Raw genomic sequence first — 24,759 nt, 5'->3', positions numbered from 1 at the left:
CTTCCGCCCCCGAACCCCCCCCCCCCCCCCCCCCCCCCCCCCCGGCCCCGGGGGGGGGGCGGGGGCGCGTCGGGGCAAGCGGGGCAGGGCGGATCAGCGCAGGGCCGGACGGCTCATCCCGGCGTCGATGGTGTAGTCCGAGCCGGTGATGCTCGGGACCTTCCCGGAGGCGAGCAGGACCACCAGGGTGGCGACCTCCTCGGGTTCGATGATGCGGCCGGTGGCCAGGCCGGTCATCTTCGGGACGGCCTCGATGAACTCCTCGGGGGTGAGTCCGGCGCTGCGCGCGGTCTGCGGGTTGGTCCACACCCGGGTGCGGACCGGGCCGGGCGAGATGGTGTTGACGCGGACGCCCAGCGGGGTGAACTCCGCGGCCAGCGACTTGCCGACGCTGGCGAGCGCGGCCTTGGCGGCCGAGTAGTGGCCGAGGCGCGGGTCGGCGAGGGTGGCGTTGACCGAGCCGATGTTGATGACGGCGCCGCGCCGCTCGACCAGGCTGGGCAGCGCCTCCCGGGTGGTGCGGACCGCGGTGAGGACGTTCAGGCCGAACGCCTCGCGCCAGGTGTCGTCGTCGATGTCGAGGAAGCCCGCGGCCAGTTTGACGCCGCCGCCGACGTTGTTGACCAGGATGTCGATGCCGCCGAACTCGCCCAGCGCGTGCCCGACCAGGTCCCGCGCGCCGTCCTCGGTGGCCAGGTCGACGGTGCGGGTGTACGGGGTGGCGGCGCGCAGCTCGGGGCCAACGGTACGGGAGCCGCCCAGCACCCGCGCGCCCGCTTCGGCGAGGGCGCGGACGCAGGCCAGCCCGATTCCGCTGCCGGCTCCGGTGACCACGGCGGTTCTGCCGGTCAGGTCGAATCGCATGGCTACTCCCGTGAGGTGGATGAGTGTTCGGCGAAGAAGCGCCCGGTGGGGCCGCCGTGCGGCTGCGTCGCGACATCGGCGATGTACCGGGCGGCCTGCTCGGGGGGCTGGTGCGGGCCCGGCATCATGCGGGTGCGGACGCGGCCCGGGTTGACGGCGTTGACGCGGACGCCGGTGCCCTCGGTGGTCGCGGCGAGCATGGTGGTGAGGCCGTTGAGCGCGCTCTTGGACAGCGAGTAGCCGGGGGTCTTGGGGAACAGCCGGCCGCCGAACTCCGCGGTGGTGCCGCTGGAGACGACCAGGGCGTGGCCGCTGCCGCGCCGGATCATGGCGGGGAGGAACTCCTGGAGCACCCGCCAGGTGCCGAGCAGGTTCACCCGCAGGGTCCGTTCGACCAGCTCCAGCGGTACGGCGAGGGGCTCGGTGCCCGCGTCGAGCAGCACCCCGGCGTTGCACAGCAGGATGTCCGGCGCGCCGACGGTCTTCGCGGCGCGGGCGACGCTGTCCGGGTCGGTGGTGTCGAGGTCCGTCCAGCGGGTGCCCAGCTCCTCTGCGGCGGCGCGGGCCTGCTCGGGGTCGCGGGCGGTGAGTACGACGTCCAGGCCCCGGCGGTGCAGTTCGGCGGCGACGGCGCGGCCGATGCCGCGGTTGGCGCCGGTGATCAGGGCGGTGCCTGTGGTCATGGAGGCTCCTGGGGTCCGGCGCCGGTCAGTGCAGGCGCACGCGCAGGTGTTTGACGCTGTTCATGAAGTTGGTCTCCGGGCGGGCGGGGGCCTCGACGAGTTCCAGCCGGGGCAGCAGGTCGGCGACCCCGTCCAGGAACTCGCGCAGCTCCAGGACGGCCAGGCCGTTGCCGATGCACACGTGCGGTCCGCCGCCGCCGAAGCTGAGCTGGGGGTTGGGCGCGCGGCCGAGGTCGAACCGGTCGGGGTCGGTGAACACCCGCTCGTCGCGGTTGGCGGAGCTGTACCAGACGACGACCTTCTCCCCCGCCGCCACCGGCTGCCCGGCGATCTCGGTGTCGGTGACGGCCCGCCGGGCGAAGTGGGTGACCGGGGTGACCCAGCGCAGCACCTCGGTGGCGGCGCTCGGCAGCAGGTCCCGGTCGGCGCGCAGCCGGGCGAGCTGGTCGGGGTGGTCGAGCAGGGCCAGGACGCCGCCGGTGACGGAGCAGTAGGTGGTCTCGATGCCCGCGGTGATGAGGGTGGAGGCGAACAGGCCGACCTCGTCCGGGGTGAGCCGGTCGGGCAGGCCGAGCCGTTCGGCGCCGTTCAGCCGGGCGCCCAGCAGCAGCGAGAAGCAGTCGTCGGCGGGGTGGGCGGCCCGGTGGTGGGCGAAGTCGTGCAGGTAGGCGTGGATCTGCTGGAAGGGGTCGGGCCCGGCGTCGTCGCCGTACTCCTGGTCGCCGAGGTTCACGGTCCGGCGGGCCCAGTCGAGCATGGTGGCGCGGTCCTCGTGCGGGATGTCCAGCAGTTCGAGCAGCACCTCGAAGGGGAGGCGCAGGGCGATGTCCTCGGCGAGGTCGAACTCGCCCTTCTCCCGGGCCTCTTCGAGGAGGGAGTCGACGATGGCCCGGATCGGGTCCCGCAGGGCGGCCAGCCGGGCGGGGGCGAACACCTTGAAGGTCAGCTTGCGCACCCGGGTGTGCTCGGGGGCGTCCAGGAAGGTGATGATCGGCGGGCTCGGGTCGACCTTGCGGATCGAGGTCATGGTGGTGGGGCTGGAGGAGAAGGTCCGCGCGTCCCGGGAGACGGCGGAGACGTCCCGGTGCCGCACCACGTGCCACAGCGGCTCGCCGTCCGTGTCGGTGCCCCGGCTGACCGGGGCGACGTCGCGCAGGTGGCGGAAGTGTTCGTACGGGATTCCGTCGGCGAAGGACTTCGGGTCCATCAGGTCGAGGTGGTGGACGATCATTGCGCACCCCTTCCGGCCGGCTGCGCGGCGGGTGCGGCGCAGGCGTCGGCGAAGGCGAGTTCGTGGCGGATGCCGAGGGCGAAGTGGGCGGTGAGCACGCGGCGTTGCGCGGGGGTGGACCGTTCCGCGAGCCGGTCGGCCAGCTCGGAGAACGCCTCGACGGCGAAGCGGTACGACTCGCCGGGGTGGTAGGCGGTGATCCAGGGCAGGTAGCGGCTGCCGGGTACGGCGTGGTCGCGCAGGTGGTCGGAGACCTCGGCGTTGAACCAGACCATGGGCAGCAGCGCTCCGACGCCGGCGTGGTACGAGGAGGCCGCGGAGGTGGTGAAGAAGGCGGCGTGGGCCGCCACCGCCGGCGCGACGGGCTCCTCGGCCGCGTCCGGCCCGGGCAGGCCGAGGCCGGGGGCGAGGTCGGCATAGGCCGCGCGCAGGCCGTCGCGGGCGTCCAGGGTGCCGACCACGGACTGGCCGAACAGGCGGGCCCCGGCGTCGTCGGGGGCGTCGGCGGCGCAGCGGGCCAGCGCGCGGGCGTAGGCGGGCAGCAGGTACGCGGTGTCCTGGTGGACGAACCGGGCCAGCGCCGCGGCGGGCAGCGTGCCGTCGCGCAGCCCGGTCCAGAACGGATGGTTCAGCACCTCGTGCAGCACCGGTGCGCAGATCTCGCGGAGCTCCTGCCGCATCGCTCTCCCTCTCGCCGCGTCGTCCGTCGGCTCGGGACGGTAGTGACGCGCGCTCGAAGGAGGCTGGTGCCGCTCTCGACCGGTCAGCCGGCTCCGGGTCCGGCGAGGGCGGTCAGTTCCTCCCACGACCAGCGCAGACGGGCGGAGCGCAGGTCGTCGGTGACGGCGGTGAGCCAGCGCAGCTCCGCCGCGGCCATGGCGCGCTGGTACTCCGTCTCCAGCCAGATGACGCGGCCGAGTCCGTCGTCGTCCGCGTCGGCGAGCGCCGCGTCCAGGGCGTCCACGGTGCGGGAGAGAGCGGCGGCGCGGTCGTCGAGGACGGTCAGCGCCTCCTCGGGGGTGAGCATCAGCGCGAAGGAGAGCGCGACGGGGAACTGCGGGTACTCCGGCTTGGGCGTGCCGAGCATGTCGAGCAGCCACGCGCGGGCGACCCGGCGGCCCTCCTCGGTGACCCGGTAGACGGTGCGCTCGGCGTACTGCTCGTCGCGCTCCACCTCGTGCACCTCGACCAGCCCGGCGGCGAGCAGCCGCTCGATCGTCCGGTGGATGCTCGTGCGCTGGCTGACGTTGACGACCTGGTCCTTGCCCCACTCCTTGATCAGCCGCTGCATGCCGTACGGGTGCAGCGGCTGGTAGTGCAGCAGCGACAGGACGGTCAGGGCGAGCGGGGAACTGCGCGGCGCTGAGGCGGACATGCGCACAGTGTACGTCCCACCGTAACTAGTTGCGTTGAAACTAGTTTCTGTGCAACCATCATGGTGCCGGGCAAGACAGCGAGACGGCATCGGGAAGACACGACCAGTCGAGGGAGAGGACCACCGACATGACCACCACCGAGCGCATCCACGCCCGTGGCACCGTGACCAAGCGGCTGGGCAAGTGGACGGCCGCCGACACCTTCGACGTCCGCGGCCGGGACGCGGGCGTCGTGCTCGACCTGCGCGCCCCGGAGGTTCCCGAGGACGTGCAGATCACCGTGGACCTGCGGCACAGCACGCTGAAGCTGCTGGTGGGCGAGGGTGACGTCCTGGACGACGGCGACGTCACCTGGCCCGCCAAGGGCCGGCTGAAGGACGCCCAGGGTCCTTCCGGCAAGACCGGCCGCCGGATCCACCTGTACGGCACCGCCACCGACAGCGAGATCCGGGTGCACCGCGGTGGCGTGGCCATCGTGTCCGCGATGCTGTCCCGGGAGTACCTGGACGACGCCCGGCGCGCGTTCAAGGAGCACCGGCACACCACCGTGGACGACCCGTCGCGCGGCTGAGGCGCCGCTACCAGGCGACGGGGAGCGAGTGCACCCCGTGGAAGACCTTGTCCTCGCCGGCCGTCGGGACCAGCTCCGCCGGGACGGCGAGGCGCAGGCCCGGCAGCCGGCGCAGCAGCGCGCCGAAGGCCAGCTTCATCTCGAACCGGGCCAGCTGGGCCCCCAGGCACTGGTGCACACCGTGGCCGAAGGCCAGGTGCGGCGCCTGGTCGCGGGTCAGGTCCAGCTCGTCCGGGGCGGTGTAGACGGCCGCGTCACGGTTGGCCGAGGCGAGCGAGAGGATCAGCGTCTCGCCCGCCCGCACCGTCTGCCCGGCCACCTCCAGGTCCTCGCGCGCGGTCCGGGTCAGCCCGAACTGGACGATGGTGAGATAGCGCAGCAGCTCCTCGATGGCGGTGTCGAACAGGCTCTCGTCGGCCCGCAGCGCCGCGAGCTGGCCGGGGTGCTGGAGCAGCGCGAACGCCCCGAGCCCGAGCATGTTCGCGGTCGTCTCCAGGCCGGCGATCAGCAGCAGCGCGCCGATCCCGACGACCTCCTCCTCCGTCAGCGCGGCGGCCCCGTGCAGCAGGTCGCTGAGGATGTCGTCGCGGGGCCGGTCCCTGCGGTCCCGGACCAGCTCGGCGAGGCCGCCGTACAGCCCGTCCCGGGCCTCGCGCAGCGGCTTCTCGGCGGTGTCCAGGGACAGCATCGCGAGGATCCAGCGCTGGTAGTCCGGGCGGTCCGCCTCGGAGATGCCGAGCATCTCGGTGATGACCCGGGTCGGGATCGGCTGCGCGAACCACTCGACCAGGTCGGCGGGCGAGCCGTGCTCGATCATCCCGGTCAGCTGCTCGTCGATGATCTGCTCCAGCCGGGGCGTGATCTCACGGCAGCGCTTGCGGGTGAAGTAGCGGCTCACCTGCCGCCGGTAGCGGCTCTGCTCCGGCGGGTCCAGCGCCGAGAAGACCCCGGGCGGGACGTCCAGCTCGTCCTCGGGGAGCGGGAGTTCGGTCGCCGGGGTGACCTGGATCAGCGGCGGACTGGTCCGCGGGTCCGCCAGCGCGGCCCGCACGTCCTCGTACCGGGTGACCAGCCAGCCGACCCGGCCGCCGGGCAGCCGCAGCCGGCTCATCGGGCGTTCGGCGCGCAGCCGCGCGTACTCCTCGGGCGGGTCGAACGGGCAACCGCGCCGCGCCGGCAGGGTCATCGGGTCGGGAAGCGGCATCGACATGGGCACACCTGTCCTCTGAACCTCTGAGCCTTCGAGCCTGTGGTGGTCCGCTCCCCGGCCTCCGGCGGGCCGGGGCCGCGGAGCCGCTCGTCACACCGGCCGGTACTCCAGCAGGGCGACGTCGCCGGGCGCGGGATCGTTGGCCGGGGCGAACCCGGCGTCGGCGGCCAGCCGGTTCCACTCCGCGCGGCCGCGCTCCCGGCCGCCGAGCACGGCGAGCGACTCGACGTCGATCAGCTTGCCGATGTCCCACTCGCCCGGGCCGCGCAGCAGGTTCTCCACGATCAGCAGCCGGGCGCCGGTGTCACCGATCGCCGCGCGGATGCTGCGCAGGATGAGCACGGCCTTGTCGTCGTCCCAGTTGTGCAGCGTGTTCTTGATGAAGTACGCGTCGCACCCGGACGGCACCGCGGCGAAGAAGTCGATCGGGGCGATGGTGACGCGGTCCTCCACGCCGGAGCCGTCGAAGACCGCCTTGGCCTCGGCGACGGTGTGCGGCTGGTCGGCCAGCACCCCCGTGGTGCCGGGGTTGCGGCGCAGCAGCTCGACCAGGAAGTGGCCGCGGCCGCCGCCCACGTCGGCGATCCTGGCGAACCTGCCGAAGTCGAACTCGTCGAAGATGCGCTCCGTGCCGGGGTAGCGGTTCTGGAGCATCGCCCGGTCCAGCACCGCGGCCTTGTCGGGGTTGGCCTTCGTGTACTCGTAGAACGGCAGCCCGAAGGCGTGCGTGAACGCCGATCCGCCGGTGCGCAGGGTGTGCGCGACGTCCTCGTAGGGGCGCCAGAGCATCGGGTCGGTGGCGAACAGGAACATGTCGCGGATGCCGCCCTCGGCGTCCGAGACCAGGCCCTCGGAGACCGGCAGCAGCGCGAACCGGCCGTCCTCGCCCTCGTGCAGCACGCCGGCGGCGGCGACGGCCCGCAGCACCCGGTAGAGGGCGTCGGGGTCGGTGCCGGTCGCGGCGCTCAGCTCGGCCACCGTGCGCGGGCCGTCGGCCAGCGCGTCGGGCACCTTGACCTCCACCATCGCCCGCAGCGCGCCGATCGCCCACTTCGCGTAGACGAATCCGAGCACCTGCTGGCGCGGCGGCAGGCTGCGGTCGAACCATCCGTCCATGCCCGCGGGCTGCGGAGGGCCGTCCTGCGCGTTCATCCTCGTCCACCTCTCGTCGGGGGGCTCCGGCCGCCGACAGCGTCCCGGCGCCGGCTCGAATCCGGGTGGAACGGTGCTCGGTCGCGACGGCCGGGTTCGACCGGCGGTCGAGGAGTACTCGAAGCGGCTGCCGGACGCTCGGGGCGGTACGCAACCGATGAAGGGGACGCCTATGTGCGGCATCACTGGCTGGGTGGACTTCGGACAGGACCTCTCGCGGGAACGGCCGGTGCTGGAGGCGATGACCGACGCCCTGGCCGCCCGCGGCGTCGACGGCCGGGGGCTGTGGCTGGACGGCCACGCCGCGCTCGGGCACACCCGGACGGCCGTCATCGACGTGGCGGGCGGCGCGCAGCCGCTGGCGGTGGAGGAGGACGGCCGTACGGCGGCCGTGATCGTCCACAACGGGGAGGTCTACAACTTCAAGCAGCTGCGCAGCGAACTCCAGGCGCGGGGCCGCCGGTTCCGCACCCGGACGGACACCGAGGTGGCGCTCCAGGCGTACCTGGAGTGGGGGCCGTCCTTCGCCTCCCGCCTCGAGGGCATCTTCGCGTTCGCCATCTGGGACGTGCGCCGCGAGGAACTGGTCCTGGTGCGCGACCGGCTGGGCGTCAAGCCGCTGTTCTACACCCCGCTCCCGCGGGGCGTGCTGTTCGGCTCCGAGCCCAAGGCGCTGCTCACCCACCCCGCGGTCCGCCCGGTGGTGGACCTGGAGGGCCTGCGCGAGCTGTTCACGGTGGCCAAGCAGCCGGGCCGGGCCGTCTTCCGGGACATGCGGGAGCTGCTGCCCGGCCATACGCTGACCATCGGCCGGGACGGCGCACGGCAGCACACGTACTGGGCGCTGACCGCGCGCGAGCACACCGACGACCTGCGGACCACCGTGGGTACGGTGCGCGATCTGCTGGACGACATCGTGGAGCGCGAGCTGGTCGCCGACGTGCCGCTGTGCACCGCGCTCTCCGGCGGCCTGGACTCCAGCACGGTCACCGCGGTCGCCGCCGCCCGGCGGTGGAAGCAGGACGGCGAGCGGATCCGGACCTTCGTCACCACCTTCGACGGCTATGTGGAGAACTTCCGCAAGGACGACGTGCGGTTCTCCCCCGACGAGCCGTACGCGGCCGAGGTCGCGGCGCACGTCTCCTCCGACCACGTCAACATCAGGCTCGACCCGCACGCCCTGATGGACCCCGGCACCCGGCTGAACGTGGTGCTCGCCCAGGACGCCCCGTCCACCCTCGGCGACATGGACACCTCCAACTACCTGACCGCGCGCGAGATCAAGACGCACTCGACCGTGGCGCTGGTCGGCGAGGTGGCCGACGAGATCTTCGGCGGCTACAACTGGATGTTCAAGCCGGAGTGCGTGGCCGCCGACGTCTTCCCCTGGGTGGTCAACGAGGGACTGCACCCGGGCAACCGGGGCGGCCAGGGGCGCGACCTGTTCGCCGTCGGCTTCCTGGAGAAGCTGGACATGGCCGGCCACTACGCCGACAGCTACCGCGAGGCGGTCGCGCAGGTGCCGCACCAGGCGGGCGAGAGCCCCGAGGAAGCCCGGATGCGCACCATCGGCCACCTCACCCTGACCCGGTGGCTGCCGATGCTGCTGGACCGCGGCGACCGGCTGTCCATGGCGCACGGCCTGGAACTGCGGGTGCCGTACGCCGACCACCGGCTGGTGGAGTACCTCTACAACACCCCGTGGAGCCTCAAGACCTTCGACGGCCAGGAGAAGTCCCTGCTGCGGGCCGTCGCCCGGGACCTGCTGCCGACGTCCGTGCTGGAACGCAAGAAGAGCCCGTGGCCGGTCACCCAGGACCCGGCCTACACCCGGATGCTGCACGCGGAGCTGGCCGCCCTGGCCGCCGACGACAGCGCGCCGATCCAGCCGTACCTCAACCACGAGGCGGTGCGGCGCACGCTGGACCACCCCGGCGACGCGCACGACTGGCCGAGCCGGATGCACCTGGAGATGGCCCTCCAGTTCAACACCTGGCTGCGCCACTACGGCATCGAACTGGCGATCTGAACGGAGAACCGTATGACCGACCTCGCGTCCGAACGGCTCGACCCCCGCATCGCGCACGCCCAGGAGGTGTACACCCGCGGGAAGCTGGCCATCTACGACAAGTGGGTGCTGGGACTGTTCTGCTCGGCGGTGTGGCGCTGCCCGGCACACGTGATGCGCCGCCTCTACGACACCTCCGTCGGCCGGCGCCACCTGGACGTCGGGCCCGGCACCGGCTACTTCCTCGACAAGTGCCGCTTCCCGGACCCCGATCCGGAGATCACCCTGCTCGACCTCAACGAGGAGTGCCTCCAGATGTCGGCGGCGCGGATCGCCCGCTACCGGCCGCGGACCTGCCGGGCCAACCTGATGGAGCCGCTGCCGCTGCCCCCGCAGCACTTCGACTCGGCCGCCATGAACCTGGTGTTCCACACCATCCCCGGCGGCTGGGACGGCAAGGGCGTCATCCTCAAGCACGTCGCAGAGACGCTCCGCCCCGGCGGCGTGCTGTTCGGTACGACCGTGCTGGCCGAGGGCGTGCCGATGAACCGGCTCACGCACAAGCTGCTCCTCGAACAGCACCGGCGCGGCAACTTCCAGAACCAGGGCGACGATCCCCAGGGTCTGGAGAGCCAGCTGGCGAAGTACTTCCCGGAGTACCGGGTGCGGATCCGCGGCGCGGTCGCGCTGTTCCGCGCGACCGCCGGCTGAGGTCCGGCAGGCAATACCAAGGGCGCCGGTCCCGTGCGGGACCGGCGCCCTCGTCGTGCGTCAGGCGGTGACGGACAGGACCTCGCGGAGCGCGTCGGTGAGTGCCGCCGCCGGATCGGCGGGAAGCTCCTCGCCGCGCCAGGCGACATAGCCGTCGGGGCGGACCAGGACCGCGCCGCCCTGGCCGAGGCGGTAGCGGGTCGCCCACTCGGACTCGACATCGGTCAGCTCGGCCCCGGAGGCGGCCGGGCCGACCCGGTAGGCCCGCACGGGCACCGAGGTCTGCTCGGCGGCCTTTGCCGCCGCGCTCTTCCACTCGTCGCCGGAGGGCCCGGTGAGCAGGACGAACGCGTCGTGGAACAGGTCGTGCACGCCGATGCGGCCGCCCTCGTGGTCGAGCCACAGGTGCGGCGCCCGGGTGCCGGGCCTGGCGTACTGGTCGACCTGCTCGCCGATGACACCGGTGTGCTCCGCGCCGATCATCGCCGAGGAGCGGTAGCGCTGGGCCAGGATGCACAGCGTCGGCTCCAGCGGGTCCTCCTGCGGGGTGGGCCCGAACCGCGACTCCTGGCTGCGCACGGTGAGGTCGGCCAGCTCCACGGCGACGGCGCGCCGCTCGTCCTCGTAGCTGTCCAGCAGACCGTCGCCGGCCTGCCCCTTGATCACCGCGGCGAGCTTCCAGGCCAGGTTGTGGGCGTCCTGCACGGCCGAGTTGGCGCCCAGCGCGCCCGCCGGCGGCCACACGTGCGCGGCGTCGCCGACGAGGAAGACCCGGCCGGAGCGGTAGCGGTCGGCGACCCCGACCGCCTCCTCCCAGGAGGCCTTGTCGATGACCTCGACGGGCACGTCCCGGCCGATCAGGGCCTGGGCCGCGGCGGCGCACCGCTCCAGGGTGTAGTCCTCCGGGGACTCCTCGGCGGGGTCGTAGGTGAGCGCGACGCCCCAGTGGTTCGGCAGGGCGTGGGTGACGAAGCCACCCGCGACACCGTTGCCACCGATGATCCAGAACAGCGCGGTCTTCTCGATCAGATCCGACAGATCGGCCTTGATCACGAAGGAGACGTAGGAGCGGATCGTGCCGCGGCCGGTCCGCGCGATGCCGAGGCCGTCGCGGATGGTGCCGCGGTAGCCGTCACAGGCCACCAGGTAATCGGCCCGCACGGTACGGCGTTCGCCCGTGCCGCGGTCCTCGATCACCGCCGTGACGCCGTCCGCGTCCTGCTCCACCGAGACGCACTGGGTGTAGTGCCGGAGCTCGGCGCCGTTCGCGCGGGCGCGCTTGGCCAGCACCGGCTCCACGGTGCTCTGGTCGGCCATGCCGAACTCGCCGGCGGTGAACTCGGGCAGCGCGCGCGGGGAGTCCTGCGCCATGATCCAGTGCCACTCGGAGCTGAGGTTCTCGCAGCGGACGACGCCCGAGTCGGCGTCGAAGGGACGGCCCGCCTCCTTGATCTCCGCTTCCAGGCCGAGCGGCCGGTAGATCTCCATCGTACGGGGGTTGATGCCGCGGGCGCGCCCCTGGACCGCCACACCGGCGTGCCGGTCCACGAGCAGCGACCTCACTCCCTGGTGCGAGAGGAAGAGCGATGTCGCCAGCCCGGCATAGCCGCCGCCGACGATCAGTACGGGCACGGTCTCGTCGTACGGGGTCACTTTCATGCATTCCTTTCCGATGTGGTTTCGGCCCGGTCGTGCAACCGCCAGGCCGCCTCGCAGAAGGCGAGCTCGTAGCGCGCCCCGTGCAGGAAACCGTCCTCCAGGAGGGTGAGTTCGGCCTCGGACGCGGTGGCGGCGAAGTCGTCGACGAGCGCGAGGTAGGCCTCGACGTAGTCGTCGAAGCCGTCTCCCGGGCAGTACTGGTCGATCCAGTCCGTGTAGCGGGTGCCCGGCACCAGGCGCCGCCGCAGTTCGACGCAGACCTGCTGGTGGAACCAGGTCATCGGCAGCAGGCCGCCCAGCGCCGCCGCGAAGGAGGTGGCCGAGACCGCGGTGAGGAAGGAGGTGTGGGCGAGCGTCGCCCGGCTGATGCCGCCGTCCGGCTTCAGGTGCGGGAACCGGTCGGCCAGCACGTCGAGTTCGCGTGCCATCCGGTCGAGCGAGTCGAACGTCGCACCGGCCGCGCCCGCCAGCAGCGCGCCCTGGGCGGGGAGTTCGGCGACGGATGCCGTACGGGCGAGGGCGCGCGCGTAGGCGGGCACGGTGAAGCGGAAGTCCTGCTCGGCGAAGTGCCAAAGGGCCTCGGGCGGCAGGGTGCCGTCGCACAGGCCCGCCCAGAAGGGATGGGCGCGCACCTGCCCGAGGAGCGGTTCGGCACGGGTCCGTAACCGCTGACGGAATGCCATGGGACTCAACCCCCTCCTGCCCCGTCGGGCGAGTTCTACCAGGTGTCGCTCCCCTCGAAACTCGACCACGTCGATCGAGAACGGCTCGAGTCCCACCGGAGCGTCAACCCGCTGTGAACAGGTGCTCGTGGCGCGTCAGCCAGGCGTCGAAACCGGCCGGCTCCCGCCCGGTCAGGCTGCGCACGGTGGGCAGCGGCACCCCGCCCCTGCGCGGGTCGGGGTCGGCCTGGGCGTCGAGCAGTCCGGCGGCGAAGGCGGCCGGCAGGCCGCCCGCCGCCATCGCCTCGGCCGCCGCCTCGCGGGGCGCCTCGACGTACTTCAGCGGGCGGCCCAGCAGGGCGGCGACGCGGGCAACCTGCTGGGGCGCGGTCAGCGCCTCGGGACCGGTGATCCGGTGGACCCGGCCGCCGTGCCCGGCGGTGGTCAGGCAGACGACGGCCACCGCGGCGACGTCCGCCGGGTCGACCACCGCGCGCGGGATGTCCCCGTACGTCTGGTACACGGTCCCCTCGGCGGCGATCGAGGCCCGCCACTGGAGGACGTTCGACATGAAGGCGGCCGGGCGCAGCGCGGTGAACTCCGCGCCGGTCCGGGCGAACGCCCGCTCGGCCTCCGCGTGGGCACGGCCGTAGGAACCGGCGGCGGGCTCGTCCGCGGCGACCGAGGACAGCTTCACGACCCGGCCGACCCGGCACCGGCGCACCGCGTCGGCGACCACCGCCTCCTGGGCGGCGGCGTCCGGCCCGGCGGACACCACGAAGACGGCCTCGGCCCCGTCCAGCGCGGCCCGCACGGTCTCCGGCCGCCCCAGGTCCCCGACGGCCACCTCGACACCGGGCCCGAACCGGACCCGGTTCGCGTCCCGTACGAACGCCCGCACCGCCCGGCCGCCGTCCCGCAGTCCGGCGACCACCTCGCGCCCGACGGTACCGCCGGCACCGATCACGACAATCACGTCGACTCCTGTCCGTGCGTCACGTCGCCTCGCTCAGGGGGGCCGGGAGCAGGGGCGGGGGCTGCCAGTCGCCGACCGCCACCAGGCCCTGCTGGGACGCCGTGGGCGGGGTGCGACGCAGCCGGGCGTTGCGGCGCAGGATGCGCCAGCGGCGCTCGGTGAGCTTGAACTCGCCCATCCGCCGGGAGGCTTCGACGATTTCCTGGGAGCGCGGCCGGCGCTGCTCGTCGTAGCGGGCGAGGGCCGCCGGGACGTCGGGGTCCGCGGCGAGCGCCGCGCACAGCACGGCCGCGTCCTCCAGGGCCTGGCAGGCGCCCTGGCCGAGGTCGGAGGTCATGGCGTGGGCGGCGTCGCCCAGCAGGGCGACCCGCCCGGAGACGTACGAGGGCAGCGGCTGGGCCAGTTCGTAGACGTCGTGGCGCAGTACCCGGCCGGCCGGGGTGGCGGCGATCAGCTCGGGCACCGGGTGGTGCCAGTGGCCGAACCGCCGCCGTACCTCGGCGTGTTCGTCGGGGAAGCGCAGCCCCTCCGGGGTGTTGGCGACGGCGAACCAGTAGACGCGGTCGCCGCCGAGCGGCATACGGCCGAACTCCAGGCCCCGGCCCCAGCTGCTGCCGCCGGGCTCGGCCGCGCTGTCCACGCCCTCGGCGATGCCGCGCCACACGCTGTGGCCGCTGTACACCGGCGGCGCCACCCGTGGCCAGCGCGCGCGCCGGATCCGGCTGAACGCTCCGTCGGCGGCGACGACCAGGTCGGCGTGCAGGGTCCGCTCGCCGACGGCCGTACGGTGCACGGCCCGCACCCCGTCGGGCAGGTCGACGACACGGGTGACCTCGGCACCCGTGCGCAGGGCGCGGTCCGGCAGGGCCGCGCGGAGCACGGCGTGCAGCTCCGGCCGGGTCAGCACGATCAGCGAGAGGCCGTGCGCGCGCAGGAAGCCCGGGTCGGCGGGGGGTTGCAGGCGGCGCCCGGAGGCGAGTCGCAGGCCTTCGCCGCCGGGCGCCATGACCGCCGCGCGCCGCCGTACCTCGTCGCCGACGCCCAGCAGGTCCAGCGCGCGCTGGGCGTTGGTGAGCAGCGAGATACCGGCTCCGGCCTCGCGCGGTGCGGGGGCGCGTTCGAGGACGGTCACCTGCCACCCGGTCCGGTGCAGGCCGACGGCGGCGGCCAGGCCGCCGATCCCGCCGCCCACCACGACGGCGCTGCGCCCGGTGCCGGGCAGCCGCGCCATCAGCTGAGGACCGCTTCGGCGAGCAGGTCCAGGTGGCCGGGGTCGGCGGTGACCGAGAGCAGGAACAGCTCGTCGCAGCCGGCCGCCGCGTAGCCCTCGGCGACCGCGCGGAGCGTTTCGCCCTCGGTGATGGCGCCCTTCGCCAGGTGCTCGGCGAGCTGCCCCATGTAGCCGTAGTACGAGAGCATGTGCGCGCGGGCGTCCTCCCTGCCGTTCGGGCCGAGCGCGGCGTAGCAGTTGGCGCCCATCCGGGGGGTTCCCGCGCGGCCCTCCTCCGCCCAGAGCTTGCGGAAGGCCTCGACCTGCTCGGCGTACCGCTGGGGCGGGCCGCCGGGCGAGATCCAGCCGATGGTGTGGCGGGCGGCCCGGCGCAGGCCGGCCGGGGAGTGGCCGCCGCCCCACAGCGGGATGTCGCCGCGCACCGGGCGGGGTCCGACGCCGGCGTGCGGCCCCTCCCCCGCCCACATCTGCCGCATCTCCTCGATCGTGGCGTCCAGGCGGCGGCCGCGGGTGCGGAACTCGGTGCCGGTGGCCGCGTAGTCGTCCTCGCGCATGCCGGCGGAGACACCGACGACCAGGCGGCCGTCGGAGATCCGGTCGAGGCTGGCGAGCTGCTTGCCCAGCTCGACGGCGCTGGGCCGGTAGGCGGGCAGCAGGATGGCGGTGACCAGCTTGATCCGGGTGGTGACCGCGGCGGCCGCGGCCAGGGCGACGATGCTGTCGTAACTGTCGTACACCACACGGTCGGTGACGGTCAGGCTGCTGAAGCCGAGGCGGTCGGCCCGGCGGGCGAACTCGATCAACCGGCTGCCCTCGGCGCCGGGCACGCCGATCGGCAGGCAAACGCCGATGTCCACGGTGGTTCCTCCTCGGGTGACGGTGCGTCGGTCGGTCAGTCCTCGTCGCGGTCGCCGCCGCGGCGGGTGTGCATCGCGTCGGCCATCCGCTGCTTCACGGACGGGATCCGGGACGCGACGTGGAGCTGGGCGCGCAGGGCGGCGAGGGCGAGCCGGCCGAGGTACGGCCGGTGGATCAGCTGGTCGCCGCCGGTCTGGGCCTTGGAGGCGAGGACGGCCTGGAAGCCGTAGTCGATCATCTTGGTCTCGTAGCCGCGGACGGCGTCGTGCAGGCTGGCGCGGCCGTCCCGGAAGGCGGTGAGCCTGCGGGTCAGGAGTGCGGCGTCGCGCAGCGCGGTGTTGGCGCCGACGCCCTGGCCGGGCGTCATGGTGTGGATGGCGTCGCCGATGAGGGTGATGTTGGTGGTGGGCCACTGGGGCACGGGCACCGAGGTGCGGATGTTGATGGGGAAGCAGGTGCTCGGGTCGGCGAGCCGGAACAGCTCCCGCAGGTTCGGGTGCCAGTCGGCCGTCATCTCCCGGACCAGATCGACGAGTTGGCGCCCGTCCCGCTTGAGGACGTCGGGCGGGAACTTGTCGGTGGACGCCCAGAAGCCCCAGTTGACGTAGTCGCGGGTGTTGTCGAAGAGCAGGCCCGGCCACTGCCGGACCAGGTCGGCGTCGTTGCCGCCGATGCCGTGCTTGAGCAGGCCGTCCCGGTCCCACGGGAACTCCATGGTGTGCAGGATGCAGCTGTACCCGTGAGGGGCGAGGACCAGGCCGATGCCGTCGGCGACGGCGTCGGGGAGCAGCGCGCGGGACTCCGCGGTGAGCGGGAGCTTCGCGGCGATCGAGACGATGCCGGCGTCCTCGACCCGGGCGTGCGGCAGATACTGCCTGCGCACCCGGGAACCGGCGCCGTCCGCCGCCACCAGCAGGTCGCCGGTGTCCTCGCCGCCGTCCGCGAAGTACGCGGTGACCCGGCCGTCCGGGCGCTGCTCGTAGTGGGTGAACGTCCTGCCGAACCGGATGACGTCCTCCATGCCGGTGAACAGCACCTGGCGCAGCGTCATCCGGCTCACCGAGCGTTCGCCGCTCTCCTCGTCCACGGCGGGGCGCAGCGGCAGGTCGATGCTGGTGCGCAGCCGCTCGGTGAGCATGACGAAGTGGCGCGGCGGGCGGGCGCAGGTGGCCTTGAACGTCTCGTACAGCTCGGGGGGCAGCACCTGCTTGAGGGCCGCGCTCCCGTCCGGCCCGATCCCGACCCGGTACCCGTGCAGTCCGGCGCTGCGGGTCCGGTCCCGCTCGTAGACGACGACGTCGAACCCCGCCCGCCGCAACCCGTGCGCCAGCGCCATGCCGCCGGTGCCGGCGCCGATGACGATGACGCGGAAGGGGACGGGGGCCGGTGCCTCGCCGGCCCCGGACGCAGGCTTCAGCGGTTCGCTGCTCATGGGGTGGTGTCGCTCTCCTCGGAGGTGAGGCCCTCGACCTGGATGGAGCGGGTCGGGCAGCCGCGCCAGGCGCGCCGCAGCTCGTCGCGGAGGGTGTCCGGGGGCCGGCCGTCGAGGACCACGACGCGGCCCTCCTCGTCCTGGTCGAACACCTGCGGCAGCCGGTAGACGCACAGGCTGCTGGTCACACAGGTCTCCCGGTCGGCGGAGACACGCAGGGAACCCATCGCCGTCACCAGCTCACGGGGATCTCGGCGTAGCCGGCCAGGAAGCCACCCTCCGGACGCTTCAGCTCCTCGCCGGGCACCGCGAGCCGCAGCCCGGGCAGGCGGCGCAGCAGGGCCTCGGTGGCCTCCTGGAGCTCCATCCGGGCCAGCGCGGCGCCGGCGCAGAAGTGGATGCCCGCGCCGAAGGTCAGGTGGTGGTTCTCCGTGCGGCGGATGTCCAGCTCGAGCGGGTTCTCGAACTCGTCGGCGTCCATGTTGGCCTCCTGGGAGAGCAGCACCGTGGAGCCCTTGGGGATGACCGTGGTGCCGTCGAGCAGCTCGATGTCCTCGACGGCGTAGCGCAGCGTGCCCAGCGAGGTGCCCATGATCTGGTAGCGCAGCAGTTCCTCGACGGCCGAGGGCACCAGCGACAGGTCCGCCTTCAGCTCGGCGGTCACCTCGGGCCGGTGCAGCAGCACCGCCATGCTGGTGCCGAGCTGGGAGGCGGTGGTGACGTAGCCGGCGATCAGCAGGGTCTTGACCCAGTGCTGGAGCTGGTAGTCGGTCAGCTTCGACGGGTCCTCGCGGCTGATCTCGATCAGCTCGCTGATCAGGTCGTCGCCCGGGTTCGCGCGCTTGGAGTCGATCAGCTCGGTCAGGTAGTCCCAGTACTGCCGCCGGCACTCCTCGACCTCGTCCTCGGGCAGCCGGGAGACGGACAGGAAGCCGTCGATCAGCCGGCGGAACTTGGCCCGGTCCTGCGGCGGCACGCCCAGCATGTGGCAGATCACCAGGATCGGCAGCGGGTAGGCGAACGCCTCCATCAGGTCGACCGGCTGCGGTCCCTCGGCCATCTCGTCGAGGAGGTGCCCGACGATCTCCTTGACCACCGCGCGCAGCGCCTCGATCCGGCGCGCGCTGAACGCCCGCATGACGACGGCGCGTTCGGTCAGATAGCGGGGCGGGTCGTTGTCGATGTTGGGGTCGCCGAACAGGTCGTTGCTGGCGGAGACGCGGGAGGCCCGGCCGAAGGTGTTGCGGCTGAGCCGCTCGTCGGCGAAGAGCCGCCGTACGTCCTTGTACCGGGTGACCAGCAGCGCGGGTTCGCCGCTGGGCAGCGTGATCTCCAGCAGCGGCTGCTCGCGCAGCGTCGTCCAGCTCTCCGGTATGTCCGGTGCGGGGGCCCATGGAAGGGGATACCCGACGGGGCACCGATCGCCGCTCATGTCTGAACCGCCCTCTCCTGCGCGCACTGCTCGGACCGGGCCAGCGTGCGCATCCGCCCTGGGGACCCGCTCGAAGCGCGGTCGAATACCGCGGAGCCGGTACGGCCCAGCGCAGGTCGAGCGAGACTCCATCGGGCGCTGCGACATTCCCCCCGGTACACCTCCGTACGGAAACCAGAGGGAGAGCAATGAGCAGTCAGATCCCGACGCAGCCGGCGACCGCGGCGGAGTACCTGCCGCTGGCCTTCGGATTCGCCCTCCACCAGATCGGCGCGACCGTGAACAGCCTCGGCGTCCTCGCCGCGGTGGCGGACGGCCCGCGCACCGCCGAGGAGCTGATCGAGACGACGGGCGCCCACCCGCGCAGCCTGCGCCGGCTGCTGTACGCCGCCGTCCGGGCGGGGGTGCTCTCGCTGGACGCCGACGGGTACCGGGCGACCCCGGTCGCCGAGCACTTCGGGCCGCTGTCCGACATGCACGCGGCGGCGCCGGTGTGGCGGGCCTGGGAGGTGCTGGAGGAGTCGGTGCGCACCGGGCGTTCCGCGTTCGAGATCGCCAACGGCGCCCCGCTGTTCGACTACTTCGAGAAGGACGCGGAGCTGGCGGCAACCTTCCACGCCGCGATGACCGGCGGCAGCGACGTGCAGTCCCCGGCGATCGTGGAGCACTTCGACTTCACCCGGTTCCGGCACGTGGTGGACGTCGGCGGTGGCCGCGGCACCCTGCTCGCGGCCGTGCTGGGGGCCAACCCGGAGCTGCGCGGCACCGTCTTCGACACCGACAACGGGCTGGCGGAGACCGCGGGCGTGCTCGCCGAGGCCGGGCTGTCGGAGCGCTGCGGCATCACCGAGGGCTCGTTCTTCGACTCGGTGCCCGCGGGCGGTGACCTGTACCTGCTGAAGAACATCCTGCACGACTGGAACGACGAGGAGAGCGCGCGCATCCTCGGCAACATCCGCAAGGTGCTGCCCGCCGACGGCCGCGTGGTGGTGTTCAGTTCCGTGCTGCCCGAGAACGGCGCGGACGCGGACCCGGCCGACGCGCTCGGCGCCGCCATCTCGGACATCGAGATGCTGGTGATGACCACCGGCCGGGAGCGGACGCTGGAGGAGTACCGCCGGGTCTTCGAGGCGGCCGGTCTGGAGCTCACCGCGACCACCCCGCTGCCCTGCCCGTACCAGTACCACGCGCTGGAGGCCGCCCCGGCCGCGTCCTGACCTCCGCCCGCACTCCCCGGAAGCCCCCACCGAAAGAACCGCATGACGACTTCTTCCGACCCCGTGGCCCTCGCCGATCCGAGCGACCTCGACCCGGCCCGGTGGCGGGCCGCGGTCTTCGTCCTGGTCGCGATGGCGCTGGACCTGATCGACACCTCCATCGTGGTGGTGGCCCTCCCGGGCCTCCAGCGGCAGCTGCACGCCGACGGGGCGACCTTGCAGTGGGTGGTGGAGGCGTACACCCTCACCTTCGCGCTCAGCCTGGTGACGGCGGGGCGGATCGGCGACCTCCTGGGGCGCAAGCGCGTCCTGCTGTGGGGGATCGTGCTGTTCGTCGTGGCGTCGCTGAGCTGCGGCGTCGCGCCGAACGCGGGCGTCCTGATCGCGTCCCGGGCGTTTCAGGGCCTCGGCGGCGCGCTCGTGGTCACCCAGGGGATGTCGACCTTCCAGGTGGCGTTCCCGGACCGTGAACGCGCCCGGGTCTTCGGGCTGTTCGGCGCCCTGTCCGGGCTGTCCTCGGCGCTCGGCCCGATGTTCGGCGGCCTCCTGATCAACGCCGACCTGTTCGGGCTGGGATGGCGGCCGATCTTCCTGATCAACCTGCCGGTGGGGCTCGTCGCGCTGGCGGGCGTGGCCGGCTGCGTCCGCGACTCGCGGGCGCCCGTGGCCAGGCGGCTTGACCTCCTGGGCGTCCTGCTGGTGACCGCGGCCCTGCTCGCGGTGCTGTTCCCGCTGGTGCAGGGCCGCGAACTGGGCTGGCCCGCCTGGTCGTTCGCGCTGATGGCCGGCTCCGTCCCGCTCGCCGTGGCGTTCGCGCTGCACGAGCGGGCCAAGGAACGCCGGGACGGGTTCGCGCTGGTGCCGCCCGCCCTGTTCGAACGGCGCACCTTCACCGTGGGACTGGTGCTGCTGACGGTGTTCTTCGCCGCGGTGGCCGGGTTCTTCTTCCCCTTCACCTACTACCTCCAGAACGGCCTGGGCTTCTCGCCGTTCACCGCCGGTCTGGCGGTGATGCCGTACGCGCTCGGCGCGATGACCACCTCCTCGGTCTCCCCGACGGCCACCCGGCGCTTCGGCCGGGTGGTGCTGGCCGCCGGCATCGCCGTCATGACGGCCGGCACGGTCGCGCTGCTGCTGACGGTCCGGCACCTCGGGCCGTCCGCCGGCACCTGGCAGCTCGCCCCGTGGCTGCTGGTCACCGGCCTCGGCATGGGCCTGGTGGCCTCCCCCCTGGTCCAGCTGGTGCTGTCCGGGGTGCCCGACCGGGACACCGGGGCGGCGTCCGGCGTCCTCAACACCGTCAACCAGCTGGGCTCGGCCGCCGGTGTCGCCGTGCTGGGCGTGCTGTTCTTCGGCCTGCTCGCGGGCCACCGCGGCTTCTCCGCGTCCTTCTCCCAGGTGCTCTGGTACGAGACGGGCCTGCTCGCGGCGGCCTTCCTGCTGGTGTTCCTGCTCCCCGTCGGCGCCGCCCTCCGACCGGCGCCGGAAGACCCCGGGCCACAGGCTCGCCCACACGAAGGAGACCCGGCATGACAGCGACCGCTTGGGACACCGGCACGGCGGCCGGCCTGCTCCGGCTCGGCAACCGGTTCTGCGACGCGAAGGCGCTGCTCACCGCGGTCCGGCTGGACCTGTTCACCGTGCTGGACAAGGGCCCGGCCGACGCCGAGGAGCTGCGCGCGCGGCTCGGGCTGCACGGGCGGGGCCTGGCCGACTTCCTGGACCTGCTCACCGCGCTGGGCCTGCTGCGCCGCGACGACGCACGCCGCTACCGCAACGCCGAGGGCGCCGCCCGCTTCCTGGTGTCCGGCCGGCCCGGCTTCATCGGCGGCTTCCTGCGCGGCTCGGACCTCAACCTGTACCCGGTGTACGGGCACCTGGCCGAGGCCCTGCGCACCGGCGAGCCGCAGGCGCACACCGACTACACGGGCATGCTCGACGACCCCGAGGCGACCGGCAACTTCGTACGGATGATGGACGGGCTCACCCAGGGCCTGGGCGCCCGGCTGACCGAGGCCTACGACTTCTCCGGCCATCGCTCGGTGCTCGACGTCGGCGGCTGCCGGGGCGGCCTGCTCGACCAGATCCTCACCCGACACCCCGGCCTGGAAGGGCATGTCTTCGACCTGCCGCAGCTGGAGCCGTTCTTCCACGAGCACATGGCCGAACGGGGCCGCACCGGTACGGCGGTGTTCCACCCCGGCGACTTCTTCCGCGACCCGCTGCCCCCGGCCGACCTGGTGATCCTCGGCCACATCCTGCACGACTGGGACCCCGCGCAACGCCGCCATCTGCTGGGCAAGGCGTTCGACGCGGTCGGTCCCGGCGGGGCGGTCCTGGTCTACGACCGGATGCTCGGCGAGCGGGCGGACGACACCGAGAACCTGGTCGCCAGCCTCAACATGCTCCTCGTCACCGACGGCGGCGCGGAGTACACCGTCGCGGAGCTGACCGCCGAGGCCCGCGAGGCCGGGTTCACCGGCATCACCCACCGGCCGCTCGGCGACTACGACACCCTGGTCGTCGCCCGCAGGCCCTGACCGCCACGCACGGCAGCGCCCCCGGAAGCCCTGCTCCGGGGGCGCTGCCGTGCTCGTGGGCCGCTCCTGCCGCCCGTCAGGCCTTGTAGCAGGCCACCAGGGTGTCGTAGTCGCCGAGCGGCGTGACCTCCGTACGGGCGAAGCCGGCGTGCTCGGCGTAGCCGACGATCTCCGCGGCCGGGTACTCCGAGCCCCCGTCGGTGACGAGGAGCATGTCGAGGCTGATCACCAGGTTCTCGGCGTGCTCGGGCTCGTCGTCCAGCATCCGGTCGTAGACCAGCAGGGTGCCGCCGGGGTTGACCGCGTCGAAGGCCTTGTGGACCAGCATGCTCCGCTGTCCGGGGTCCCAGTCGTGCAGGACGTGGCCGAGGATCACCACGTCGGCCGAGGGCAGCGGGTCGGTGAAGAAGCTGCCGCCGTGGAACTCCAGCCTGCCGCCGAGGCCCAGCTCCTCGATCAGCTCCTTGGCGAAGGGCTCCATCTCGGGCAGGTCGAAGACGCGCCCGGCGAGGTGCGGCCGGGCCCGGACGATCTGCGAGGCGAGGTTGCCGCGGGCACCGCCGACATCGAGCACCGAGGCGTGCCCGGACCAGTCGTACGCCTCGATCAGCTGGGCGCCGAGCACGTTGGTGAAGGCGTCCATGCTGCCGATGAACTGGCGCAGGATCGCCGGGTTCTGCGTCACCTCGTCGTAGTGACTGCCGGACTGCTGCTGCCCGGTGCGCAGGGCCTCCTCCAGGCGGCCCCACGCCGGGTAGAGGTTGCGGCTGGAGCGCAGCAGGAAGCCGCCGATGTACTCGTCGGCGCCGCGCACCAGGTGCCGTTCGGTGCCGGGGGCGTTGCGGTAGCGGCCGTCGGTGCGCTCCAGGATCCGCAGCGCCACCAGCAGGTCGAGGAAGTCGCGCAGGCCGCGTCCGTGCAGCCCGAGCGCCTGCCTGACCTCGCCCTCGTCGGCCGATCCGCCCGGGGCGTTGTGCAGGTGGGTGAACAGGTCGAGCTCGACGGCGGTCAGCAGGGCCTTGGCGTCGCAGAACGCGTTGCCGAGGCGCAGGATCCCGGCGGCAGTGCCGACGTCCGGGGCCGTGGTCGTCATGATGAGGACTCCTTCCTGGACGCCTGCCTGCCAGGCGCCGCACCTGTCGGCCTGAGAGGCTGTCAGCAGGGCGTGGAGAGGGCCTCGAAGCTCCCTGGAGGCCCGCGGCCCGGCCGCCGCACCCGACGGCGCCCGACCGCGAGGCCAGGAATCCTCGAGGCACCGCCGGTAACTCTTGGTCCGGTCGCAGTGCGGCGGATCAACCGGCACTGTTCGTCTGTTCATGAGGGGACACGCATGTATGACGTGAACATCCCTGTGCTGATCGTGGGAGCGGGGCCGGTCGGCCTCTCCACCGCCCTGTTCAGCGGGCGGCACGGGATCCGCACCATGGTGCTGGAGAAGCGCGACGGCACCTCGCTGCTGCCCCGCGCCCCGGGCCTCCAGGCGCGCACCCTGGAGCTGTTCCGGGCGGCCGGCATCTCCGCGGACATCCGGGCGCTGGAGATGGGTGACTCGCACCCCTACTTCGAGGGCGGCATCATCCAGGTCGACACGTTCTCCGACATCGACGACGCCGTGGTGCTGGAGTCGCCGTCGCTGGACGGCCCGACCGTCAGCCCGGAGCGGGTGATGGGCTGCGGCCAGGACCGGTACGAGAAGGTGCTGGTGGAGAAGGCCCGGGAGTTCGGCGCCGACGTCCGGTTCGGCACCCGGCTGGTGGAGTTCACCCAGGACGCGGACGGGGTGACCGCGGTCGCCGAGGAGAACGCCACCGGCCGGCGCTTCACCATCCGCGCCGACTACCTGGTGGGCGCGGACGGCGCGAACAGCAGCGTCCGCCGGCACCTCGGGGTGGAGCGCGAGGGGCGCGGCACGGTGTTCAACGCGCTCAGCATCTACTTCAAGGCGCCCGAGCTGGAGACCGTGCTCAAGGGCCGCAGGTTCATCCTCTGCTACGCGAAGGTCGACGGCACCCTGATGGGGCTGTCCCGGCTGCACGGCTGCGACCCGTACCTGGCCGCGCCGATCTACCACCCCGAGCGCGGCGAGAAGCCGGAGGACTTCACCGACGAGCGCTGCGTCGAGATCGTCCGGACCGCGGCGGGCAAGGCGGACCTGGCGGTGGAGATCGTCGACAAGGTGCCGTGGCAGGGCGCCCAGCTGGTCGCCGAGCGGTTCCGCACCCAGCGGGTCTTCCTGGCCGGCGACGCCGCCCATCTGCACCCGCCCGCGGGCGGCTTCGGCGCCAACACGGGCATCCACGACGCCCACAACCTGGCCTGGAAGCTGGCGGCCGTGCTCAAGGGCTGGGCGGGCGACGGACTGCTCGACAGCTACCACGACGAGCGGCACGCGGTCGGCTCCGCGATGGCCGCGCAGGCGATGGTCCGCAACCGGATCCGGCACGGCCACGCCACCGAGCAGGACCACGCGGAGATGGTGGACGACATCATCATCACGCTCGGCTACCGGTACACCTCGCCGTCGATCGTCAGCGACACCACCGGCCCGGTGCTCACGCCCAAGCTGCGGCTCACCGGGGAGCCGGGCACCCGCGCCCCGCACGTGTGGGTCGAGCGCGACGGCGCGATCGTCTCCACCATCGACCTGTTCTGGGACGCGTACGTGCTGCTCACCGACGACGCCGGGACCCCCTGGGCCGAGGCGGCGGTCGCGGCGGCCGAGCGGCTCGGCGTGCCGCTGCGGGTGCACCGCGTCGGCCCGGCGAGCGAGCTGCGGCCGAAGGACCGCGACTGGGCCGAGGCGTACGGGGTCGGCGCCGGCGGTGCCGTGCTGGTCCGCCCGGACGCCTTCGTCGCCTGGCGGGCCACCGGCCCGGGCGGCGCGGACGCCGGGCAGGTGCTGGCGGACGCGCTGGGCCGGTCGGCCGGCCTGCGCTGACCGCACAC

Annotated in this window: 23 protein-coding genes; 7 read left to right on the top strand and 16 right to left on the bottom strand. The window is 73.2% G+C overall.

Translation table 11 applies throughout. The features are described 5' to 3' along the window. Nucleotides 1-93: 93 nt before the first annotated feature. From ACZ5CZ_RS29015 to ACZ5CZ_RS28995, 5 genes are all read right to left on the bottom strand, one after another. Complete coding sequence (locus tag ACZ5CZ_RS29015; protein ID WP_385842174.1) at nt 94-864, bottom strand: SDR family NAD(P)-dependent oxidoreductase; 771 nt, start codon at nt 862-864, stop codon at nt 94-96. Between the two features lie 2 nt (nt 865-866). Then, nucleotides 867-1,547 carry an SDR family NAD(P)-dependent oxidoreductase gene (locus ACZ5CZ_RS29010; protein WP_385842175.1) on the bottom strand — a complete coding sequence of 227 codons (681 nt, stop codon included), beginning with the start codon at nt 1,545-1,547 and terminating at the stop codon, nt 867-869. A gap of 25 nt (nt 1,548-1,572) precedes the next feature. Next, nucleotides 1,573-2,778, bottom strand: coding sequence for a cytochrome P450 (locus tag ACZ5CZ_RS29005; protein ID WP_468947216.1), 1,206 nt, complete (start codon nt 2,776-2,778; stop codon nt 1,573-1,575). Then, entirely contained in the window at nt 2,775-3,458 is a 684-nt protein-coding gene (locus tag ACZ5CZ_RS29000; protein ID WP_385842177.1) for a TenA family protein, read from the bottom strand. The genes ACZ5CZ_RS29005 and ACZ5CZ_RS29000 overlap by 4 nt, the downstream gene beginning before the upstream one ends. An 83-nt stretch (nt 3,459-3,541) precedes the next feature. Continuing rightward, nucleotides 3,542-4,153 carry a PadR family transcriptional regulator gene (locus ACZ5CZ_RS28995; protein WP_468947214.1) on the bottom strand — a complete coding sequence of 204 codons (612 nt, stop codon included), beginning with the start codon at nt 4,151-4,153 and terminating at the stop codon, nt 3,542-3,544. A gap of 128 nt (nt 4,154-4,281) precedes the next feature. Between ACZ5CZ_RS28995 and ACZ5CZ_RS28990 the strand changes: the two genes are divergently transcribed. After that, on the top strand, nt 4,282-4,725 hold the full coding sequence (locus ACZ5CZ_RS28990; protein WP_385842180.1) for a hypothetical protein: 444 nt from the start codon (nt 4,282-4,284) through the stop codon (nt 4,723-4,725). 7 nt (nt 4,726-4,732) lie between these two features. On the opposite strand, the gene ACZ5CZ_RS28985 is transcribed toward ACZ5CZ_RS28990, so the two are convergent. Both ACZ5CZ_RS28985 and ACZ5CZ_RS28980 read right to left on the bottom strand, forming a co-directional pair. Next, a complete protein-coding gene (locus tag ACZ5CZ_RS28985; protein ID WP_468947212.1) occupies nt 4,733-5,935 on the bottom strand; it encodes a cytochrome P450 in 1,203 nt (400 codons plus the stop codon). 90 nt (nt 5,936-6,025) lie between these two features. Further along, complete coding sequence (locus ACZ5CZ_RS28980) at nt 6,026-7,087, bottom strand: methyltransferase (RefSeq protein WP_385842182.1); 1,062 nt, start codon at nt 7,085-7,087, stop codon at nt 6,026-6,028. 172 nt (nt 7,088-7,259) lie between these two features. On the opposite strand from ACZ5CZ_RS28980, the gene asnB reads away from it, so the two are divergent. Both asnB and ACZ5CZ_RS28970 read left to right on the top strand, forming a co-directional pair. Next, a complete protein-coding gene (gene asnB / locus ACZ5CZ_RS28975; protein WP_468947210.1) occupies nt 7,260-9,116 on the top strand; it encodes an asparagine synthase (glutamine-hydrolyzing) in 1,857 nt (618 codons plus the stop codon). Between the two features lie 12 nt (nt 9,117-9,128). Beyond that, nucleotides 9,129-9,806, top strand: coding sequence for a class I SAM-dependent methyltransferase (locus ACZ5CZ_RS28970; RefSeq protein WP_468947208.1), 678 nt, complete (start codon nt 9,129-9,131; stop codon nt 9,804-9,806). A 60-nt stretch (nt 9,807-9,866) separates the two neighbouring features. Here the strand turns inward: ACZ5CZ_RS28970 and ACZ5CZ_RS28965 are convergent, their stop codons facing one another. The 8 genes from ACZ5CZ_RS28965 to ACZ5CZ_RS28930 form a co-directional block, all read right to left on the bottom strand. Next, the gene (locus ACZ5CZ_RS28965) at nt 9,867-11,465 is read right to left on the bottom strand and encodes an FAD-dependent monooxygenase (RefSeq protein WP_385842185.1); all 1,599 of its coding nucleotides are present in this window, start codon (nt 11,463-11,465) and stop codon (nt 9,867-9,869) included. Beyond that, nucleotides 11,462-12,148 carry a TenA family protein gene (locus ACZ5CZ_RS28960; protein ID WP_385842186.1) on the bottom strand — a complete coding sequence of 229 codons (687 nt, stop codon included), beginning with the start codon at nt 12,146-12,148 and terminating at the stop codon, nt 11,462-11,464. The genes ACZ5CZ_RS28965 and ACZ5CZ_RS28960 overlap by 4 nt, the downstream gene beginning before the upstream one ends. Before the next feature lie 103 nt (nt 12,149-12,251). Then, entirely contained in the window at nt 12,252-13,103 is an 852-nt protein-coding gene (locus ACZ5CZ_RS28955; RefSeq protein WP_468947206.1) for an NAD(P)H-binding protein, read from the bottom strand. Nucleotides 13,104-13,122: 19 nt separating this feature from the next. Further along, on the bottom strand, nt 13,123-14,334 hold the full coding sequence (locus tag ACZ5CZ_RS28950) for an FAD-dependent monooxygenase (protein WP_468947203.1): 1,212 nt from the start codon (nt 14,332-14,334) through the stop codon (nt 13,123-13,125). Continuing rightward, nucleotides 14,334-15,191: an LLM class flavin-dependent oxidoreductase gene (locus tag ACZ5CZ_RS28945; RefSeq protein WP_468947201.1), complete on the bottom strand. Its 858-nt coding sequence runs from the start codon at nt 15,189-15,191 to the stop codon at nt 14,334-14,336. The genes ACZ5CZ_RS28950 and ACZ5CZ_RS28945 overlap by 1 nt, the downstream gene beginning before the upstream one ends. Nucleotides 15,192-15,226: 35 nt before the next feature. Beyond that, entirely contained in the window at nt 15,227-16,624 is a 1,398-nt protein-coding gene (locus tag ACZ5CZ_RS28940) for an FAD-dependent oxidoreductase (protein ID WP_468947199.1), read from the bottom strand. Then, the gene (locus ACZ5CZ_RS28935) at nt 16,621-16,851 is read right to left on the bottom strand and encodes a ferredoxin (protein WP_385842191.1); all 231 of its coding nucleotides are present in this window, start codon (nt 16,849-16,851) and stop codon (nt 16,621-16,623) included. The genes ACZ5CZ_RS28940 and ACZ5CZ_RS28935 overlap by 4 nt, the downstream gene beginning before the upstream one ends. Before the next feature lie 5 nt (nt 16,852-16,856). After that, nucleotides 16,857-18,056 carry a cytochrome P450 gene (locus ACZ5CZ_RS28930; protein ID WP_385842192.1) on the bottom strand — a complete coding sequence of 400 codons (1,200 nt, stop codon included), beginning with the start codon at nt 18,054-18,056 and terminating at the stop codon, nt 16,857-16,859. Between the two features lie 188 nt (nt 18,057-18,244). Between ACZ5CZ_RS28930 and ACZ5CZ_RS28925 the strand changes: the two genes are divergently transcribed. Genes ACZ5CZ_RS28925 through ACZ5CZ_RS28915 form a run of 3 tightly spaced genes read left to right on the top strand, consistent with a single transcriptional unit; the run spans nt 18,245 to nt 21,813 of the window. Next, on the top strand, nt 18,245-19,273 hold the full coding sequence (locus ACZ5CZ_RS28925) for a methyltransferase (protein ID WP_385842193.1): 1,029 nt from the start codon (nt 18,245-18,247) through the stop codon (nt 19,271-19,273). Between the two features lie 42 nt (nt 19,274-19,315). After that, a complete protein-coding gene (locus ACZ5CZ_RS28920; protein WP_468947196.1) occupies nt 19,316-20,806 on the top strand; it encodes an MFS transporter in 1,491 nt (496 codons plus the stop codon). Next, a complete protein-coding gene (locus ACZ5CZ_RS28915; protein WP_385842196.1) occupies nt 20,803-21,813 on the top strand; it encodes a methyltransferase in 1,011 nt (336 codons plus the stop codon). Before ACZ5CZ_RS28920 ends, ACZ5CZ_RS28915 begins: the two co-directional genes overlap by 4 nt. Nucleotides 21,814-21,889: 76 nt before the next feature. On the opposite strand, the gene ACZ5CZ_RS28910 is transcribed toward ACZ5CZ_RS28915, so the two are convergent. Further along, entirely contained in the window at nt 21,890-22,906 is a 1,017-nt protein-coding gene (locus ACZ5CZ_RS28910; RefSeq protein ID WP_468947194.1) for a methyltransferase, read from the bottom strand. A gap of 237 nt (nt 22,907-23,143) precedes the next feature. On the opposite strand from ACZ5CZ_RS28910, the gene ACZ5CZ_RS28905 reads away from it, so the two are divergent. Beyond that, on the top strand, nt 23,144-24,751 hold the full coding sequence (locus ACZ5CZ_RS28905) for an FAD-dependent monooxygenase (RefSeq protein WP_385846744.1): 1,608 nt from the start codon (nt 23,144-23,146) through the stop codon (nt 24,749-24,751). The last annotated feature ends 8 nt before the right edge of the window (nt 24,752-24,759 follow it).

The organism is Streptomyces sp. NPDC031418, assembly GCF_055581605.1.
Note: the sequence above shows the minus strand (reverse complement) of the source record. Positions and strands in the feature narration are given on the sequence as shown.

Bases quoted from the DNA above. Each gene is read 5' to 3' on its own strand.
- ACZ5CZ_RS29015 (WP_385842174.1), bottom strand. From the start codon at position 864: ATGCGATTCGACCTGACCGGCAGAACCGCCGTGGTCACCGGAGCCGGC.
- ACZ5CZ_RS29010 (WP_385842175.1), bottom strand. From the start codon at position 1,547: ATGACCACAGGCACCGCCCTGATCACCGGCGCCAACCGCGGCATCGGC.
- ACZ5CZ_RS29005 (WP_468947216.1), bottom strand. From the start codon at position 2,778: ATGATCGTCCACCACCTCGACCTGATGGACCCGAAGTCCTTCGCCGAC.
- ACZ5CZ_RS29000 (WP_385842177.1), bottom strand. From the start codon at position 3,458: ATGCGGCAGGAGCTCCGCGAGATCTGCGCACCGGTGCTGCACGAGGTG.
- ACZ5CZ_RS28995 (WP_468947214.1), bottom strand. From the start codon at position 4,153: ATGTCCGCCTCAGCGCCGCGCAGTTCCCCGCTCGCCCTGACCGTCCTG.
- ACZ5CZ_RS28990 (WP_385842180.1), top strand. From the start codon at position 4,282: ATGACCACCACCGAGCGCATCCACGCCCGTGGCACCGTGACCAAGCGG.
- ACZ5CZ_RS28985 (WP_468947212.1), bottom strand. From the start codon at position 5,935: ATGTCGATGCCGCTTCCCGACCCGATGACCCTGCCGGCGCGGCGCGGT.
- ACZ5CZ_RS28980 (WP_385842182.1), bottom strand. From the start codon at position 7,087: ATGAACGCGCAGGACGGCCCTCCGCAGCCCGCGGGCATGGACGGATGG.
- asnB (WP_468947210.1), top strand. From the start codon at position 7,260: ATGTGCGGCATCACTGGCTGGGTGGACTTCGGACAGGACCTCTCGCGG.
- ACZ5CZ_RS28970 (WP_468947208.1), top strand. From the start codon at position 9,129: ATGACCGACCTCGCGTCCGAACGGCTCGACCCCCGCATCGCGCACGCC.
- ACZ5CZ_RS28965 (WP_385842185.1), bottom strand. From the start codon at position 11,465: ATGAAAGTGACCCCGTACGACGAGACCGTGCCCGTACTGATCGTCGGC.
- ACZ5CZ_RS28960 (WP_385842186.1), bottom strand. From the start codon at position 12,148: ATGGCATTCCGTCAGCGGTTACGGACCCGTGCCGAACCGCTCCTCGGG.
- ACZ5CZ_RS28950 (WP_468947203.1), bottom strand. From the start codon at position 14,334: ATGGCGCGGCTGCCCGGCACCGGGCGCAGCGCCGTCGTGGTGGGCGGC.
- ACZ5CZ_RS28940 (WP_468947199.1), bottom strand. From the start codon at position 16,624: ATGAGCAGCGAACCGCTGAAGCCTGCGTCCGGGGCCGGCGAGGCACCG.
- ACZ5CZ_RS28935 (WP_385842191.1), bottom strand. From the start codon at position 16,851: ATGGGTTCCCTGCGTGTCTCCGCCGACCGGGAGACCTGTGTGACCAGC.
- ACZ5CZ_RS28930 (WP_385842192.1), bottom strand. From the start codon at position 18,056: ATGAGCGGCGATCGGTGCCCCGTCGGGTATCCCCTTCCATGGGCCCCC.
- ACZ5CZ_RS28925 (WP_385842193.1), top strand. From the start codon at position 18,245: ATGAGCAGTCAGATCCCGACGCAGCCGGCGACCGCGGCGGAGTACCTG.
- ACZ5CZ_RS28920 (WP_468947196.1), top strand. From the start codon at position 19,316: ATGACGACTTCTTCCGACCCCGTGGCCCTCGCCGATCCGAGCGACCTC.
- ACZ5CZ_RS28915 (WP_385842196.1), top strand. From the start codon at position 20,803: ATGACAGCGACCGCTTGGGACACCGGCACGGCGGCCGGCCTGCTCCGG.
- ACZ5CZ_RS28910 (WP_468947194.1), bottom strand. From the start codon at position 22,906: ATGACGACCACGGCCCCGGACGTCGGCACTGCCGCCGGGATCCTGCGC.
- ACZ5CZ_RS28905 (WP_385846744.1), top strand. From the start codon at position 23,144: ATGTATGACGTGAACATCCCTGTGCTGATCGTGGGAGCGGGGCCGGTC.